Source organism: Dyadobacter sp. HNCC25DJ184, assembly GCF_056895215.1.
On sequence record NZ_JBXHAQ010000001.1, the window covers coordinates 384,581 to 400,896 of the forward strand.

At 43.3% G+C, this 16,316-nt stretch carries 13 protein-coding genes and 1 tRNA gene; 6 read left to right on the forward strand and 8 right to left on the reverse strand.

Features of this window, described 5'->3' with window-relative positions; all coding sequences use genetic code 11:
• Positions 1-2: 2 nt before the first annotated feature.
• The 4 genes from AC1XUD_RS01535 (at position 3) to AC1XUD_RS01550 (ending at position 5,962) form a co-directional block, all read left to right on the forward strand.
• Entirely contained in the window at positions 3-359 is a 357-nt protein-coding gene (locus tag AC1XUD_RS01535) for an ApeI family dehydratase (RefSeq protein WP_483359175.1), read from the forward strand.
• A 158-nt stretch (positions 360-517) separates the two neighbouring features.
• Positions 518-1,678, forward strand: coding sequence for a DUF2062 domain-containing protein (locus tag AC1XUD_RS01540; RefSeq protein ID WP_483359176.1), 1,161 nt, complete (start codon positions 518-520; stop codon positions 1,676-1,678).
• A gap of 258 nt (positions 1,679-1,936) precedes the next feature.
• Entirely contained in the window at positions 1,937-4,552 is a 2,616-nt protein-coding gene (locus AC1XUD_RS01545) for a sodium-translocating pyrophosphatase (RefSeq protein WP_483359177.1), read from the forward strand.
• A 177-nt stretch (positions 4,553-4,729) separates the two neighbouring features.
• On the forward strand, positions 4,730-5,962 hold the full coding sequence (locus AC1XUD_RS01550; protein WP_483359178.1) for a multidrug effflux MFS transporter: 1,233 nt from the start codon (positions 4,730-4,732) through the stop codon (positions 5,960-5,962).
• Between the two features lie 143 nt (positions 5,963-6,105).
• On the opposite strand, the gene AC1XUD_RS01555 is transcribed toward AC1XUD_RS01550, so the two are convergent.
• From AC1XUD_RS01555 to AC1XUD_RS01580, 6 genes are all read right to left on the reverse strand, one after another.
• Positions 6,106-7,044, reverse strand: a complete 939-nt coding sequence (locus tag AC1XUD_RS01555; protein ID WP_483359179.1) for a nucleoside hydrolase — start codon at positions 7,042-7,044, stop codon at positions 6,106-6,108.
• Positions 7,045-7,119: 75 nt separating this feature from the next.
• On the reverse strand, positions 7,120-7,719 hold the full coding sequence (locus AC1XUD_RS01560; protein WP_483359180.1) for an alpha-ketoglutarate-dependent dioxygenase AlkB family protein: 600 nt from the start codon (positions 7,717-7,719) through the stop codon (positions 7,120-7,122).
• The gene (locus AC1XUD_RS01565; protein WP_483359181.1) at positions 7,703-7,951 is read right to left on the reverse strand and encodes an Ada metal-binding domain-containing protein; all 249 of its coding nucleotides are present in this window, start codon (positions 7,949-7,951) and stop codon (positions 7,703-7,705) included. The genes AC1XUD_RS01560 and AC1XUD_RS01565 overlap by 17 nt, the downstream gene beginning before the upstream one ends.
• Before the next feature lie 2 nt (positions 7,952-7,953).
• A complete protein-coding gene (locus AC1XUD_RS01570) occupies positions 7,954-8,667 on the reverse strand; it encodes a 2OG-Fe(II) oxygenase (protein WP_483359182.1) in 714 nt (237 codons plus the stop codon).
• A 145-nt stretch (positions 8,668-8,812) separates the two neighbouring features.
• Positions 8,813-9,706, reverse strand: a complete 894-nt coding sequence (gene rbsK / locus AC1XUD_RS01575; RefSeq protein WP_483359183.1) for a ribokinase — start codon at positions 9,704-9,706, stop codon at positions 8,813-8,815.
• 592 nt (positions 9,707-10,298) lie between these two features.
• Complete coding sequence (locus tag AC1XUD_RS01580) at positions 10,299-11,699, reverse strand: enolase C-terminal domain-like protein (RefSeq protein WP_483359184.1); 1,401 nt, start codon at positions 11,697-11,699, stop codon at positions 10,299-10,301.
• 382 nt (positions 11,700-12,081) lie between these two features.
• Between AC1XUD_RS01580 and AC1XUD_RS01585 the strand changes: the two genes are divergently transcribed.
• Positions 12,082-12,154 (forward strand) — tRNA-Lys (locus AC1XUD_RS01585).
• Positions 12,155-12,421: 267 nt separating this feature from the next.
• Here AC1XUD_RS01585 and AC1XUD_RS01590 read toward each other — a convergent pair.
• Positions 12,422-14,848 carry an FtsX-like permease family protein gene (locus AC1XUD_RS01590; protein ID WP_483359185.1) on the reverse strand — a complete coding sequence of 809 codons (2,427 nt, stop codon included), beginning with the start codon at positions 14,846-14,848 and terminating at the stop codon, positions 12,422-12,424.
• A 563-nt stretch (positions 14,849-15,411) separates the two neighbouring features.
• Between AC1XUD_RS01590 and AC1XUD_RS01595 the strand changes: the two genes are divergently transcribed.
• Positions 15,412-15,648 (forward strand): hypothetical protein, encoded by a 237-nt coding sequence (locus AC1XUD_RS01595; protein ID WP_483359186.1) that lies wholly within the window; start codon positions 15,412-15,414, stop codon positions 15,646-15,648.
• A gap of 277 nt (positions 15,649-15,925) precedes the next feature.
• On the opposite strand, the gene AC1XUD_RS01600 is transcribed toward AC1XUD_RS01595, so the two are convergent.
• The gene (locus AC1XUD_RS01600) at positions 15,926-16,195 is read right to left on the reverse strand and encodes a hypothetical protein (protein WP_483359187.1); all 270 of its coding nucleotides are present in this window, start codon (positions 16,193-16,195) and stop codon (positions 15,926-15,928) included.
• Positions 16,196-16,316: the final 121 nt, after the last annotated feature.

Genomic DNA, 16,316 nt, shown 5'->3' on the forward strand with positions numbered 1-16,316 from the left:
AAATGTTTTTAAACACTCTATTTACCATTTCTTCAATCGAACAGTCTGATGGACAAGTCATTGCTTCAATAAGATTGAATGCGAAACATCCGATTTATGAGGGACACTTCCCCGGTCAGCCTGTTACGCCGGGTGTAGTACAGGTTGAAATCGTGAAGGAAATACTGCAACAGGTTCTGGATAGAAAATTGAAAATGAAATCCATGAAGAGCTGCAAGTTCCTACAGATTTTGGATCCGGGAAAAACGCCGGTAATCGAGTTTAATATAAAATATTCGGACGATGAGCTTTTGGACGTAGCCGCTTCTGCATCTTCTCAAGACGTTGTGTTTTTTAAGGCCACTCCAACTTATTGGTAGTGCATGTTACTGTTTGTATGTCCGGTTTTGTATTTTGGATGAGTATTGTCAGGAGGTGGTAATGGGCGCGAAACCTTATAATTGTGTAATTTCTATCGTTTTGTCGTTCGAGAGGTATATGCCTGTTGAAACGTCATCTAAGTTTTGTCATTCCTTATATGCTGCTTGAAGATATCCAGGGCTGTATTCTAATTCCGACTTATAATAACCAAAAAACGCTGAAAAGGGTTATTGACGGGGTTTTGCAATATGCCAAAGGCGCCGATGTGATCGTAATCAATGATGGGTCAACCGATGATACTGCTGCCATATTGAAGGAATATGCTGAAACCATCCATGTTCTGGTCAACGAAAAAAATAGGGGGAAAGGGTATTCACTGCGTAAAGGTTTTGCTGAAGCGATTCGTTTGGGATACAATAACGCCATTTCCATCGATTCTGATGGCCAGCATCTTCCATTAGATATCCCGCGATTTATTGAAAAAGCTACTGAAAATCCTGGTGCGCTGATCATGGGCTCCCGGAATATGAAGCAGGAGGGAGTGCCTGGAAAAAGCTCTTTTGGAAACCGCTTTTCAAACTTCTGGTTTTGGCTGGAAACTGGTTTAACACTCCCTGATACGCAAACTGGTTTCCGTCTATATCCATTGGAACCTCTGAAAAAGACCACCTTATTTACCAATAAATTTGAAACAGAAATAGAGGTAATCGTCAAACTTGCCTGGAGGGAGGTTGATATTATACCCATGGATATTCAGGTTATATATGATAAGGATGAGCGTGTGACACACTTTCGCCCGTTTCGCGATTTCACGCGTATAAGTATTCTGAATACTTATTTTGTGGTTTTGACGCTGCTTTATTACCTTCCGAAACGGTTATTTAAGTATATCCAAAAGAAGGGATTGTGGCAAATTGTCAAAAATGAGGCGTTGAAGCCTGACGAGCCCAATTTAAGTAAAGCGAAGTCCATTGGATTCGGATTTTTTATGGGCATTGTTCCTATCTGGGGTTTTCAACTTCTGATTGGAATACCAATTGCTGTTTATTTTAAGATGAACAAGGTTTTGTTCATTACCAGTGCCAATATCAGTTTGCCTCCGTTTATCCCTTTTATCATTTTCGGAAGCTATAAATTTGGTGGCCTTTTCTACAAAAATGGTGTGCAGATTACATCCTGGCGTAACCTCACGCTTGAATCCATTCACGTGAATTTCGTACAGTATTTTCTGGGCGGTACCCTGCTTGCCCTTTTCATTGGGTTGACGGGTTTTTCGGTATCATTAGCCATTTTAAGCCAATTTAGAAGAAAACGCTAAGTATTTCACAAACAAGGTCTTATATATAGACTCTCCTTTTTCTCTAGAATTTTTTCGGCGAAAACACCGTCAAGTAACTGACGGGGATAACCTCTTGATAGTGAGAATATTTAGGTATTTCCTATTTAGTTGAATCTTAGTTAACTGCAAAAAACTGTTCAAATTGCCCAAAAAAAGTGATTTTGCGTTTTGATATGGCAGGGCAATCTCTATATTTACGCATATTTCTTTCCATAAACCAAAATCCTAAACGTTCGCATGAGTTATATTACCTATTTGGTGCCGGCACTTGGTGTAGTTGGCTTGCTTGTCATGTTTTTTAAAAGAGGCTGGGTCATTCGGCAGGATGCGGGTGACGCAAACATGCAGGAAATTGCCGGAGCGATAGCCGATGGTGCGCTTGCTTTCCTGAAAGCGGAGTGGCGCGTATTGATTATTTTCGGAATTATAGTCAGCATATTGTTAGGCTATTCGGGTACACTGGTTGAAAATTCAAGTATTTTCATCGGGGCCTCGTTTTTAATAGGCGCCTTTATTTCTGCATTTGCGGGATATATCGGAATGAATATCGCGACAAAGTCAAATGTTCGTACGACGCAGGCGGCCCGTACCAGTCTTAAAAAAGCGCTTGAAGTCTCCTTTACAGGTGGCTCTGTAATGGGTATTGGTGTGGCGAGTTTGGCAGTTATTGGTCTTGGGAGCCTATTTATAGTATTGTATAAGGCATATGTGGGAGACAGCGCGGATGTGAACGGTCTGGCGATGGAGAAGGTGCTTGAAGTATTGGCAGGGTTTTCGTTGGGTGCTGAATCTATCGCTTTGTTTGCACGTGTTGGAGGAGGTATTTATACCAAAGCGGCCGACGTTGGTGCGGATTTAGTTGGTAAAGTTGAAGCAGGTATTCCGGAAGACGATCCACGAAACCCCGCAACAATCGCGGATAATGTGGGGGATAACGTTGGTGACGTGGCCGGTATGGGAGCCGATTTATTTGGTTCATATGTGGCCACGATCCTTGCCACGATGGTTTTAGGTCGTGAGATTGTTTCGCAGGGAGACAATTTCGGTGGAATTGCTCCGATATTGTTGCCAATGGTGATCGCAGGGGTTGGTTTGATCGCTTCCATTATCAGTATGCTTTTGGTAAAAGTAAGCTCCGATACGGGAGACGTTCAGGGAGCTCTAAACAGAGGGAACTGGGGTTCTATTGTGATTACACTTATTGTTTGTTTCCCGCTTACCAAATGGATGTTGCCAGAGGGAAGCATGAATATTCGTGGGGTTGATTTTACTTCCATGGATGTTTTTTACGCAATTTTGCTTGGTTCAATTGTTGGGGCTATAATGGCCTTAGTGACCGAATATTATACTGCTATGGGTAAAAGACCTGTGCAGTCGATTGTGAATCAGTCTTCTACGGGTCATGCGACTAATATCATTGGTGGGCTTTCAGTAGGTATGGAATCTACCGTGATACCAACGCTTGTATTAGCGGCCGGAATTTATATTAGTTATGAGTTTGCGGGATTATATGGAGTTGCAATTGCAGCAGCGGGTATGATGGCGACAACTGCAATGCAATTGGCTATCGACGCATTCGGACCGATTGCAGATAATGCAGGCGGTATTGCTGAAATGGCGCATTTGCCGGAAGAAGTTCGCGGACGGACAGATATTCTTGATGCCGTAGGTAATACCACCGCTGCTTCGGGAAAAGGCTTTGCAATCGCTTCGGCAGCACTAACTTCCCTTGCGCTTTTCGCTGCGTTCTGCGGGGTGGCGGGAATCGATTCCATCGACATATACAAGGCTAATGTTTTAGCCGGGTTGTTTGTCGGCGCCATGATACCATTTATATTTTCCTCATTGGCAATTGCCGCTGTAGGTCGTGCGGCGATGAAGATGGTGGAAGAGGTTCGTCGCCAGTTCCGTGAAATTCCAGGGATTATGGAAGGAACCGCAAAGCCGGAATATGACAAGTGTGTTGCCATATCAACGCAGGCATCTATTAAAGAGATGATAGCGCCCGGTATGATTGCGTTGATCGTGCCGGTTATTGTCGGCTTTTTGTTCGGCCCGGAAGTATTGGGTGGAACGCTGGCCGGTGTGACCGTATCTGGTGTGTTAATGGGTATTTTTCAAAATAATGCGGGTGGGGCCTGGGACAATGCGAAGAAGTCATTTGAAAAAGGCGCGGTGATCAATGGAGAGACGTTTTACAAAAAATCAGAACCGCATAAAGCGGCTGTAACTGGTGATACTGTTGGCGATCCTTTCAAAGATACGTCAGGTCCGTCTATGAACATTCTGATCAAACTGATGTCTATCGTTTCGCTTGTTATTGCTCCGCATATCGCAGTGATTTCAGAAGAAGTGGTGACGGAAGAGATTATAGAACTGCCTGTTCCAGTAACGACAGAAACTGCCATACTGGAGTTGAATGGAATGAAACTGAACATTGCCGCAGTGGGTAATCCGGTTGAGTCATCATTGCTTGAATTCATCAAGTCTGACGCGCCGGTGGATAAAGAGACCTGGTTTGATTTTGATCGTTTGCTTTTTGAAACCGGGAGTGCTAACCTAAAAGCAGAATCACAAGAACAATTGGAAAATGTCGCGGAAATTTTAAAGGCATATGACAACATAAATGTCAAGTTAGGCGGCTATACCGACAATACAGGAGATTCGGTGGCAAACCTCAAACTTTCGACCGATAGAGCTCATTCTGTGAAAAAAGCCCTGACAGACTTAGGTATAGATGCTTCCAGGTTAGAATCTGAGGGTTATGGGGAAGAGCATCCTGTTGCATCGAATGACACGGAGGAAGGACGATCAAAGAACCGCCGTATCTCAATTCGTGTAACTAAAAAATAATAATATGAATACATTACGAAAGCCGGGTTCGATTTTGTCGGATCCGGCTTTTGTTATATTTCATGGCCCTTAAAATAGTTAAATATAACTATATGCATAACTTGTTATAATTATCAGGTTTGAGGAACTATGACGTCTCTTTTTCCCGTTTTTCCTGCATAACAGTGCAGTAATTAAATGAGCCGCAAGCGATATTCATACATTATTCTTATTCTGGGTTCCCTCGCAACCGTCAGTCCTTTTTCGATTGATATGTACCTTCCGGGCTTCCCTTCTATTTCATCCGACCTGGGGACTACTATTGATAAAGTGCAATTGTCCCTCACCAGTTATCTGATCGGTATTTGTGTGGGACAGGTTGTCTACGGGCCTTTAATCGACCGTTTTGGTAGAAAAAATCCTTTGCTGATCGGGTTGTTTATATATGTTCTGGCGTCGCTTGGCTGTGCGTTGACATCATCAGTGGAGTCGTTAATTGTAATGCGATTCTTCCAGGCAATTGGCGGCTGTGTTGGGCTGGTGGCATCTCAGGCGTTAGTTAGTGATCTGTTTCCGGCAACCAAACGGGCGGAGGTGTTTTCGATGATTCAGCTTGTTATTGCAGTTTCACCCATGATCGCCCCTACGGTTGGGGGGTATGTAACTATTGGTTTTGGATGGGAATGGCTTTTTGTGATACTGGGCGGAATCGTGCTGGCCATGATGGCCGGTGTGTATTTCTTTTTACCTGTTGGTAAGCCAGCAGACCAATCTGTGTCACTGAAACCCGCCGCTGTAATGGGAAGCTATCTGACGGTCATTAAACAGCCACAATTTTTGGTTTACACCCTTGCTGGCGGCTTAGCAACAGCTGCGCCATTTGCTTACATATCCGGATCTTCGGATGTCTTCATGAATTTGTATAAAGTGAGCGAACAGCAATATGGTTGGATTTTCGCGTTACTTGCGTTTGCTATGATCGGTTCGACCCAACTAAATCATATCCTTTTACGTCGATTTACTAGTCAGGAAATTATCCGGGCAACTCTTATAGCTCAGACCCTTGTTGGCACCCTTTTAATTATTGGCGTTTGGAAACATTGGTACAATCTATACAGCCTGATTGGAATGATGTTCATTTTTCTTGCCGGGCAGGGTCTTACCGGTCCTAACACATCGGCATTGTCTCTGGCACCTTTTAGAAAACATACGGGAAGTGCTTCTGCCTTGATGGGAAGTTGGAGAATGGGAGCTGGGGCCATTATTTCAGCGATTGTAAGTTTCCTTCATAACGGCACTGCTCTTCCAATGGTCGGAATGATGGCGGTATGCTCGATCGGTGGGCTTTTGATCTTATTCTCAGGAACCTCTGCCGTTCGTCACAGAGCTTCCAAAGAGTCTGTTGAAGACGAAGTTTCGGTTGTTCTTTAAGCAGGAAGTATTTCGGATTGAGGTTGGTTTTGACCAAGCGGGTGGTCTGCTCAGGTGTTGTCATCAAATGGTCAGGGACGTCTCGTTATTCCGTTACCAAAATTATTTAATCATAATGTGTTCGCACCTTGTAGGGAACTAGTTTAAGGCAACTTCCTAATAGCGTCGGCCAGAAGTTGGATATACCTTTCCCGATCAATATCAAACACAACTTCGGTGTTGGGTTCCTTATTTAGGACATTGTAAAAGTCTACCACTGTTGCTCCTGTTGTTAGTTTTCCGGAAGTTTCTACGTCGACAAAGCAAGGTTGGGAAGTGAACATATCCGGTTCGAGCAGCCAGGCGATCGCGCACGGATCGTGCAAAGCGGCGCCGCCGTCCAGTTCTGTCCTGTTCTCCCGGTAAAATTTAGAGAAGAAGTCCAGCATATCAGCCGCAGCGACGCCGGTTTTATTTCCTATCGCTCTGAACATATCTATATCTTGTTGGAAAACAAGTGCCTTATGCGTCACGTCCAATCCGCACATCGTAATTGGTACTCCGGCATTAAATACAACTGCAGCCGCTTCGGGATCTGCGAAAATATTAAATTCAGCTAACGGCGTCATATTACCGCGGGTTATGCCACCGCCCATAAGTGATATCCGTTTAATTTTGGATTTCAAGTGCGGATAGGCCAGGAGGACCACGGCTATATTCGTGAGCGGGCCGGTAGGAACAATAGTGATTGGGGTGACGCTGTTGGCTAAGATTTCACCAATCCCTTCGACAGCGTTCAGTTTTTCATGTGCAAAAGCAGGCTCAGGCATCATCGGGCCGTCCAGACCTGTCTCTCCGTGCACATAATCGCTAATCACCAGTTCACGATACATTGGTTTTTCGCACCCCCGATAAACTGGAACGTGAGCGCCAATGAGCGTCAATATCCGCAACGTATTATTGAGCGTTTTATCCTGAGTTTGATTTCCCGCAGAGGTTGTTACAGCTTTAACGTCAAATTTCTGGCTTCCAAAAGCAAGCATGAGCATCAGCGCATCGTCATGACCGGGGTCGCAATCGATGATAACCGGTATCTTGTTCATAGTTTGTTGGATATATAATTAAGGATAGGGGATGTCAGCTAGAAGTTCATTTGAGGACTCTTCTGTTGGACTAAATTACAAAACTATTGTCCGAAAGGTCAAATTAACTCTCGGTCTGGTCACTAGTTTTGTAGGTGGTAGACGGTGAAGCCAGTGTGTTTGCGTGGGTCCTTTCATCACGAGCATACTTCCGTGTTCTAAAATAAGCGAAACGCATTCTTTCGTCTCTTTATGTTTAAATGAAAACTTACGCTCCGCACCAAAGCTCAGTGAGCCAATCGCACCATCTTTGATCAAATCCTTTTCCGCATCGCTATGCCACGCCATTCCTTCTGATCCATCGTGATATAGATTTAGCAAGCAGGAGTTAAATTTTTCGCCCGATTCTTGTTCGATTATCTCTTTGATCTTCAGTAATTCGTCTGTCCAGGCTAGCGCTTTTTTTGTGATTTTAGAGTAAGTATATTCAAACTCAGAATCTCCATACCAGGCAACTTTCCGTTTTGTTGTAATTAGTTTTCCATATATAATCGCCTCATCGTTTTTCCATTCAATATGCTTTATTAATTTGTTTAAATAATCATCAGAGGTGCCCACGGAAAATATTCTCCCATAATAATTTACAATCCCATCTTTGGGTAATAGATTAGTTTCCTTATTAGTGAACAAGTTCATTCTTCCATTTTTTATGTTGATCTTTCATACAATGACCGCAAGGTCTAAAATTATTTTGGAGGGCCTCGCCTTCTGTTTTAAAAAATACCCGGTTGTCTGTTTTTATTCGTTTACCGGATTTGCAACTCAGTTTGCCATAAATTTTTAATCTGATATTGCCTCCAAAAAGAATTTCTGATTTTCGAATTTTATTTTTCAAGTCAATATCGCTGATGTCAGAGTGGTTGGTCATAGCTAGTTCAAAGCGTCGTGAAAGATGATACCCACCGTATGTCGCTCACCTTCATGAATCTCGCTCACACCATGTTTCATATTGGTTCGAAAATAGCCACTTTTGCCTTTAACGGGGCGAAAGTTGGTTGCGAAAGCCAATAGATCCCCTTTTTTTGGTTTCAGAACGATGGCTTTGGACTGTGCTCTGGGCGTCTGTTGTACCAAAACAAATTCACCGCCTTGATAATCAACATCTGGCTCATTCAAAAATAAAACGATTTGAATCGGGAAATACACATCGCCGTACAAGTCCTGATGCAAAGTATTGTACCCGCCCTTGTCATATCTGAGTATTAACGCCGTGGGTTTATTCTGATTATTTGCTCGACACTCATTTAAAAATTCTTCATGTGTTTCAGGAAATATTTTTTCAATTTTTAATAATTTGAACCATGTATTCGCGATAGGATTTAATTTGCAATAAATTTTAGATCTAATATTTTCAATGAATTCGGGTAAGGGATAATTAAAATATTTGTACTCTCCCAGGCCGAATTGATGCCGTTCCATTACTACCGTTTTTCTATATAAATCTGATTTTTCATATAGGTTCTTCAATTCTTCTGAAAGTTCATTGGTGAGGAATTTTGGGATAATGGAATACCCTTTTATATTCACCTCATCTGCGAATTTGGCCCAATCTATTTCTCTATTTTTTGTTTTAATGTTTTGCATATAAAATTTATTTTTTGCAAAACTGGGAAGATATAATCGCCAGACAAATCCGAAACTTGCTGAGATCAGCAAATAAACTGGCAGGCGCTTGGGCTGTTGAGACTTGCCCGGCTTTCAAAACCTGGCAAGTAAAAAGCATGGTAATTTACATTTCGTGCAAAAAAGGAGCAGAACTTTGAGCCCCTTGTCGTGTAACCGAAATTGCAGCAGCCCGGCAAGCGAATTCACACGCGAGTTTAATATCTTTCCCAGAAGCTAGCGCGGTGGTCAGAGCTCCATTGAAGACGTCGCCGGCAGCAGTAGTGTCAACTGCCTCCACCACCATCGCGGGTATGAATTCATCATATACGTCCGTTTTCAGGTATATCCCTTTTTTACCTAAAGTGATGATCACCTTATTGACACCAAGACGGTTCAAAGCAATTGCTGCTTCTCTGGTCATATTCTCGTCGGTGGGTTGTATGCCCGTGATGATTTCGGTCTCGGTTTCGTTGGGTGTAATGAGGTACAGGTCTTTTAGTATCTTCGGATCGGGTTTTGTCGCAGGAGCGGGGTTGATAATCACATTGATTTGCTTTTTCTTGCACTGTTCAACTATATAGGCGACTGTTGTTAAAGGTATTTCAAACTGAATTAATACCAGGCCGATATCCTGGAAAACCACATCAGGCAAATCTTCAGGATTAAGATCCATATTAGCTCCGGACGCCACCGTGATTGTATTTTCTCCCTGGTCATTTACTGTGATCAATGCTACTCCGGAAGGAAATTTGGTGGATACTGGTGAGAAATCGATATTGATTTGTTCTTTAAGGAACCCCTCCCGCGACTGAGCACCGAATACGTCATCGCCTGTTTTTGTGATAAACCTGACATCGGCCCCCAAACGAGCGGCGGCCACGGCTTGGTTAGCACCTTTCCCCCCTGCATTCATCAGGAATGTTCCTCCTAAAACCGTCTCGCCAGGATTAGGAAATGCTTTCGTTTTGACCACCATGTCTGTATTAGAACTTCCTATTATAAGTATTTTGAGCGTCATTATTTATTTTATTTTTATTCAAATTGTTCGAATCGGACGAAGAATAGCTGCTATTTGAATTTATTCGAATATTAAGGGTTTTGTGACCGTTATTTAAGGAATGGTATTTTTTTATTAACAGGATTTTGCTGGAGTTGTAGGAATAGTTATAATTATCAAATTTAATTTTGGTCGCTGAGAGCTCAGGCTAGATACAGTGGCCAACTCTCGATTTTCATTTTAATATAACAGATTCTATACTGAGACCGAAGATAATCTCATATAAGTTATCGAACTTTGTTGTACCGAAGTGTCGGTAAAATTTGATGTAATAATGTGATTTACAGTATTTTAAACTAGATTCTTGATTGCGTTATCCAGTCTTTTGATATAAGATTTTAAAGTGTAAACTTTATGAAATATTAGCATGTGAGATGGCACACAATTGAGTTTCATTGGGAGTAATTTCTTTGAAAAATATTATTTTAATACAAGACAGTTTTGTGGTGTTTTTGAAGTTGGACATGCGCACACATTTGTAAAAAAGCTAGCGTTGGTAGTTATTATAGGATCTCCTTTCGGTGGGGGATCCTATTTTTTTGAGGAATCGAATTTATGCACCTTTTATAATATCTTCATAGTGATGTGAAGGGGCAAAAATCCCACCGCTCTGCGCATAAAAAGTCTCGTCGGTTTGATAAACACCTTTCTGCGTTTTTACCCATGTTGCGTTCGGGTAGGGGTGGTAGGTCGCCAACTTATCCCAATTTTTATAGTATTGATGGCCATTGGTTTCCTGAAGCCCAATACTCATGCCTGGGAATGGTTGAAGACGTGCAGCGACGTTTTTATTCCAATCCGCCAGGATAGGATTCACAGTCAGGTCAGCACAAAAACATGGAATATTTTTCTCAAAAGCTAACTGTGTGATTTTCATCGTCATACTCAATGTTTTCGCGATTGCTTTGACTGCAATGGCAGAATATCCAAGTTCAATCCTCCTGGCCGCGTCCTCGACGGTATGAGCACTTTCATCCGCCGCAACCGTTACACCTAAGTCGCCCACAAAAGTTTCGTTGCTTTCCTCAAAAGGCTCTTCAATCACAGCGATTTGGTCGAAAGCACCGATTTTTTTGGCATGGTCCAGAAATCTCAGTAGTGTCTCTTTCTTTTCATATCTGCCGTTTGCATCAAAGTAATAGGGTATCTTGCCGTTATGGGTATATGGTGTTTCGTAGTGACCGATCGCCTTGTGGACGTCGGTCAGGAAAGCGATATCCTTTTCGATCATTTCCTGTTGGGTTCCGGCGGCCCCGGTTTTTAGCTTCAAAATGAAATACCCGTCATCGGCCGCGTTTTTGATTTTCTCAATGGAAGTACCTGCGCTGAAGGAAGGGATGCTAGCCACTTTTTTGTGCCTGTATGCAAGACCTGGCCTGTATTTCTGAGGAATCATCTCATCGAACTGAGTTATGTTGTTTTCAGCAGCGTACAACAACCATGCTGCATTATCGACGCTGACTAACGCATTTAACGCAAAAGTTTTTCGAAGCTCCCGCCGATCTGTAATTTTTCGTCCATAGGCGAGTACTTCCGGAAGCAATTGGTCCAGCAATTCGATAGGATCGGTAAATGAAGTTCCCTTCAACATTTGCAAAGCACGTTCGGTCATGGCGTACATCAACGCATTTCCACCCGTCTCGGAGTGTTGATTGAATACCTGAGAATCAGACCATAACACTCCCTGGGTTCCGAGGCCCAGTTTGCGTATACCCTGTTCCGATTCTAGCAACGATATGACCTGCCAGCTGTCGGTAATGGCACTTCCTTTAAACCGGTATGGATTTAGCGGCTCTCTCTGGAAATTCGAATTCACTCCCGTTATTTTGATGGTTTTCATACTTTGTGAAGTTCCCGGAATCTTAAAATCAGGTGCGATTGCAGAAATTAAGGCAGCGGAGCCTGCTTTTTTTAGAAAGTCCCGTCTGTTAAGCTCGTTTTTAATAGAGTACATATGGAAGGAATATAATCCTGTATTTAACTTTCATAAGTCCTCAACTAGCCGGGTTTACTTAATATCGGCATCGCTGAACAAGCGATCGACTTTAATTTATCAATACTACGGTTGGTACTGGTATTAATTATAAAGACATATTGAACGGGAAAGAGCATTAAAGCCCTATATTTCCAATAAATTTTTATCATTTTTATTATATTGGATATCAGACAATTGTATATTATTTTCGTTTCAGGTTAAAAAAATAGGAAGTCAATACTTGCGTTGAAATATTAAATTATTACTTTTGCACCACGATACGATGTGCCACTAAGAGTAACACAAAGGTCCAGGGCTAAGCTGGGAAGATTTTTATCTCCGAAATTGAATCCAAAAAAATGATTCCGTAGCTCAGCTGGTAGAGCAATACACTTTTAATGTATGGGTCCTGGGTTCGAATCCCAGCGGGATCACTTGAAGAAATAACAAAAAGCATCAAAAGCCTGCAAATCAACAGATTGCAGGCTTTTTTATTTTCCCGATTATCGCAAATTTTTCAATTTTTCGCAGGAAAATGGTGAGTGATTCGGTGAGTTCAAGGATTTGCAACATTTCCAACGAGTAGCATCAGCTAGAATCCTGAAAAGAACCTGTCTTTTTTCAGGATATGATTTCGTTCACGTTTCGTCTGGATATAAATAAGACGCACTGAACTAAACTGTATTTTTTTAAAAACCTGTTTACTCGCTTCTGAGTGACTTAACTGGATCGAGTAATGCGGTAGCGATGGTTTTCATACCGATCGATATTAGAACCATCAGTAGCATCGTCAATGCGGGGCCTGCGAACAGGTAGGGCGTGAGCGTTGCGCGCGTCGAGTAATTGTCAAGCCAGGCAATGGCCAAAAAATACGTAACAGGCAAGCCGAGCGCGATGGCTAGGGTGACAAGCTTCAAATACTCTTTAGACAACAGCACCACCAGGTTGCCTGTGGTTGCTCCGATTACTTTTCGAATGCCGATTTCCTTGGTTCGTTTAGAGGCAGTGAAAGTAGCCAGGCCAAACAATCCCAGGCAGGAAATTACAACCGCGATGATGGTCAAAAAGCCAAAAACCTGACGGAAGCGGTCTTCGGTTTTGTACTGCTTATCGTACTCGCTGTCCAGGAAAAAATAAGTGAAGGGAGAATAAGGGAAATTTGTTTGATAAACGCGTTTTAAAGTTGCCAACTGCTCGGCTGGATTGCCGGGTGCGAATTTTACGCTCGCATAACGGTCGAAGCGGGGTGAATATAAATGGATGATGGGGATATGAGGAACTTTGGGCGAATCGTAATGATAGTTATCGACTACCGCACGAATTGTAGCCTGATTACCCCAGAGATCGACCCGCCTGCCGATCGCTTCCTGCGGCGTTTGGATCTCCCACAACCGGAGCGTTTCCATATTGACGATCAACTGCCGGTTGGTGGTATCTGCGAAGCCCAAAGTGGTCGAGGCATCGAAGTTCTTACCGGCCAGAAGCCGGATCGACATTTGTTCGATGAACGAGGTATCAATGGCGGTAACGTGGTAGTTGTAGTAAGTTTTTTTTGCAGTACCCGAAAGATTGACGCCGGTAGTCGTCCCCATTCCGGCCGTGCCCATTCCCGGTACGGTGCCAGAAAACGAAACTCCTTTTACCTGCGATTGTTCGAGTAGCATTTGCCGAAATGCATTGTAAGTCTGGCGGATGTCGTTCCCGACAGGCGCTTTCACAACCAGTGTGTGGTCAATATTGAGCCCCAGCTCCTGCTCCCGCAAGTATTTAACCTGGCGGTACACGACCACGGTTTGTACCAATAAAATTAATGTCACAGTAAACTGGAAAACAACCAGCGACTTGCGCAGAAGGGCCCCTCTCACTGAGGTTGAGAAATTGCCTTTCAACACCTTCACCGGCTCGAATGAGGCGAGCACTATAGCTGGGTAAAAACCGGACAGCAACACGCTGCATACCAGAAACGCTGAGGCGCTTCCCCAGAAAAATGCATCGTCCAGCACCGCAAATTCTTCCGGTAAGCCAGTAATTTCGATAAATTGCGATTGAAGTAACGACACCATGCCCACAGCCAGACCTCCGGCCAGCAAATTGACCAAAATCGTTTCTACAAGCACTTGCATCCGGATCTGCTGCTGGTTCGACCCAACAGCCTTTCTCACGCCGATTTCCCTCGCACGGTCCAATGCCCTGGAAGTCGTCAGGTTTACATAATTGACAAAAGCACCCAACAATACCAAAACCGCCACACCAAGCAGCAGGTACACAGACCGCGGGTCGCCATTCGCTTCTGTTTCAAATGTTTTGTGGGAGTATAGATGAATATCGCCGATTTTCTGGGCTACCACGCGCTCATTGTTGAACCTCTTTTCCTGCAATAGACGGGTAGTAAATCTCGTAAGTGATTGAGCAAAAACGTCCTGGGAGGTTCCAGTGGTCAGTTGCAGGTAGGTATAGGTATTATTATTGTTCCAATTGTCTTCGTCCTCCCCCAAATCCGATAGCATCGTCGGGTAGGAAATTACCATATCGAATTTCAAATGCGTATTTGCAGGAGAATCCGGGACGACACCCACTATTTCAAACAAAATACTACCGTTGGATTTGGGGATCTTTATCGTTTTCCCGACTACATCCAGCGTATTGAAATAGGTCCGCGCCATGGTTTCAGTTAGAACAGCTTCCCTTGGCCTGCCGAAATGCCCACGCACCGTGCCGCGAAGCAGTGGATAGTTGAACATTCTAAAAAAGGACGAATCCACAGCATACACATTGGAAAGCTGGTAATACCGGTCACCGATCTGTACTGCCGAAAGCCGGTTGCGTAACGGATAAGCGCGCGCATAACTTTCCACCTCCTTCATTTCCGCTAATGCTCTCGATGCGATCGGCGGGTAGGTCTCGGCATCCTGAGCGTCCACGGTTCCACCATTCATATAGTCCATGGAGAGCCGGACGATCCGGTCTGCCAGCGGATTCTCATGCTCGTAGCTTAACTCGAAGCGAACGTATTGCGCAATGAGTAGCGCCACTGCAAGGCCTGTTGCCAGCCCGAATACGTTGATGATCGAAAATGTACTGTTCTTCCGCAGATTGCGCCAGGCGATAATGGTATAGTTGAGTAGCATATTTCGATAATTCTGATTTTTGCCGTCGTCTCTTGAAAAGTCCCGAGGTAAGTCGTCATCCTGTTCTATTGTCCGGAAGGCCAAACAATCGTACCTGGCTCAAAAAATATCCGTTTTCATTCAAATAGCCATTTTTTCGATTTAATCTTGTCCGAAATCGGACAGGTCAGTCCGCTATTGGGCATCCTTCATTTTGTCCAAATTACAAAATGAAAGTTTCAATAACTCAGCCCCACGTAGTTGATTAGGTGGTGAAATTGCTTGCCTGATCCGTCGAACTGGCCCTTTGTTTTGCAATCTTTCTCGTGTTTGCAGTTTGGGTATTTCATTTCACGGGTGCTCCGGCGGATGCGAAGTCGCAGGAGTTTGTTGCTCCTTAGCAGGATTTTATTTCAGGTACTTTTTAGGAAAATCTAAAGACAGGTCGGCTCTCTATTTTATTATTTGCCACAGTATTTGGAATCATTTTTGCTTTCAATATCGTTTACGAAACTTAGGGAAAAGCCGAACTGACTCACTCTGATTTGAAACGAACGAGATATACCACAGATAATAATAGAACTATGTCTGAAACACAACTTACCGGCTTGCAGAAACGAGCTTCCAAATATCTCAACAAAGCAATCGACTACCGGATCGCGCCAGATGAAACGATTAGCGGCTACTTCATTGGTTTTGACAAAAACTCAATAGACCGGGCTGTTATACAGATGTCAAATGCTGCCGACCGAACTACTTTGCCTTTGATGTCGGTGGTGAACTATTTTGAGGGGATTGGGGAGGATGAAAATGAAATATGAAAGATTGCGTGAGCACTTTCGAGAGAATCGGGCTGAAGGAGCAAGGTGCCTGATATTAATAATATAGCATCAATTATTTTTGAAGCGTCAATTAAAAAACTCCCGAAATTCCAGCGGGGATATAGTTTTTTGATCTTGAACAATTTACTGAATGATTACGGATGTTCGAAGCATAATGCATATGCGATTTCGCTGACCGACAAACCGGTAGTTGAAAGTTTTTTCTTCGCCTTCTCAATTATTTTTTCATGATTATGCTGCTGGGCATATATACCCGTCAGCGGACGCAACCATCGCTCAGGTAGCTTGGAGAAAGATGGAGCTGTTCCACTGTCCAATTCAGCATTTTTGATATTCGCTTTTCGAACATTTCTGAGTCGGGAATAGATAGAGGAAAAGGATCGAACATGGTAATATGCACTGGAGGTTTCAGAGCTCTTACATAGCCATATTCTTCCGCGAAGTTCAGGCGCTCATCGTGAATCCTTGCAGATAATTCCGGTGGCGGCATGATTGCGAACATATATAGGTGGGATGAAGTTTCCATTGTATAAATTGTTGGGATAGGATTGTTAACTAATTTAAAACCAAATTGCCCGAAAACAAACAAGTAAGGAATGGTTGTTTCGATATTAAAATGAATTCGCAAGAACAAAAAAAGCGCCCCC

What these genes read in the sequence shown, in the direction of transcription:
- AC1XUD_RS01535 (WP_483359175.1), top strand. Translation starts at nt 3, where the DNA reads ATGTTTTTAAACACTCTATTTACCATTTCTTCAATCGAACAGTCTGAT.
- AC1XUD_RS01540 (WP_483359176.1), top strand. Translation starts at nt 518, where the DNA reads ATGCTGCTTGAAGATATCCAGGGCTGTATTCTAATTCCGACTTATAAT.
- AC1XUD_RS01545 (WP_483359177.1), top strand. Translation starts at nt 1,937, where the DNA reads ATGAGTTATATTACCTATTTGGTGCCGGCACTTGGTGTAGTTGGCTTG.
- AC1XUD_RS01550 (WP_483359178.1), top strand. Translation starts at nt 4,730, where the DNA reads ATGAGCCGCAAGCGATATTCATACATTATTCTTATTCTGGGTTCCCTC.
- AC1XUD_RS01555 (WP_483359179.1), bottom strand. Translation starts at nt 7,044, where the DNA reads ATGAACAAGATACCGGTTATCATCGATTGCGACCCCGGTCATGACGAT.
- AC1XUD_RS01560 (WP_483359180.1), bottom strand. Translation starts at nt 7,719, where the DNA reads ATGAACTTGTTCACTAATAAGGAAACTAATCTATTACCCAAAGATGGG.
- AC1XUD_RS01565 (WP_483359181.1), bottom strand. Translation starts at nt 7,951, where the DNA reads ATGACCAACCACTCTGACATCAGCGATATTGACTTGAAAAATAAAATT.
- AC1XUD_RS01570 (WP_483359182.1), bottom strand. Translation starts at nt 8,667, where the DNA reads ATGCAAAACATTAAAACAAAAAATAGAGAAATAGATTGGGCCAAATTC.
- rbsK (WP_483359183.1), bottom strand. Translation starts at nt 9,706, where the DNA reads ATGACGCTCAAAATACTTATAATAGGAAGTTCTAATACAGACATGGTG.
- AC1XUD_RS01580 (WP_483359184.1), bottom strand. Translation starts at nt 11,699, where the DNA reads ATGTACTCTATTAAAAACGAGCTTAACAGACGGGACTTTCTAAAAAAA.
- AC1XUD_RS01590 (WP_483359185.1), bottom strand. Translation starts at nt 14,848, where the DNA reads ATGCTACTCAACTATACCATTATCGCCTGGCGCAATCTGCGGAAGAAC.
- AC1XUD_RS01595 (WP_483359186.1), top strand. Translation starts at nt 15,412, where the DNA reads ATGTCTGAAACACAACTTACCGGCTTGCAGAAACGAGCTTCCAAATAT.
- AC1XUD_RS01600 (WP_483359187.1), bottom strand. Translation starts at nt 16,195, where the DNA reads ATGGAAACTTCATCCCACCTATATATGTTCGCAATCATGCCGCCACCG.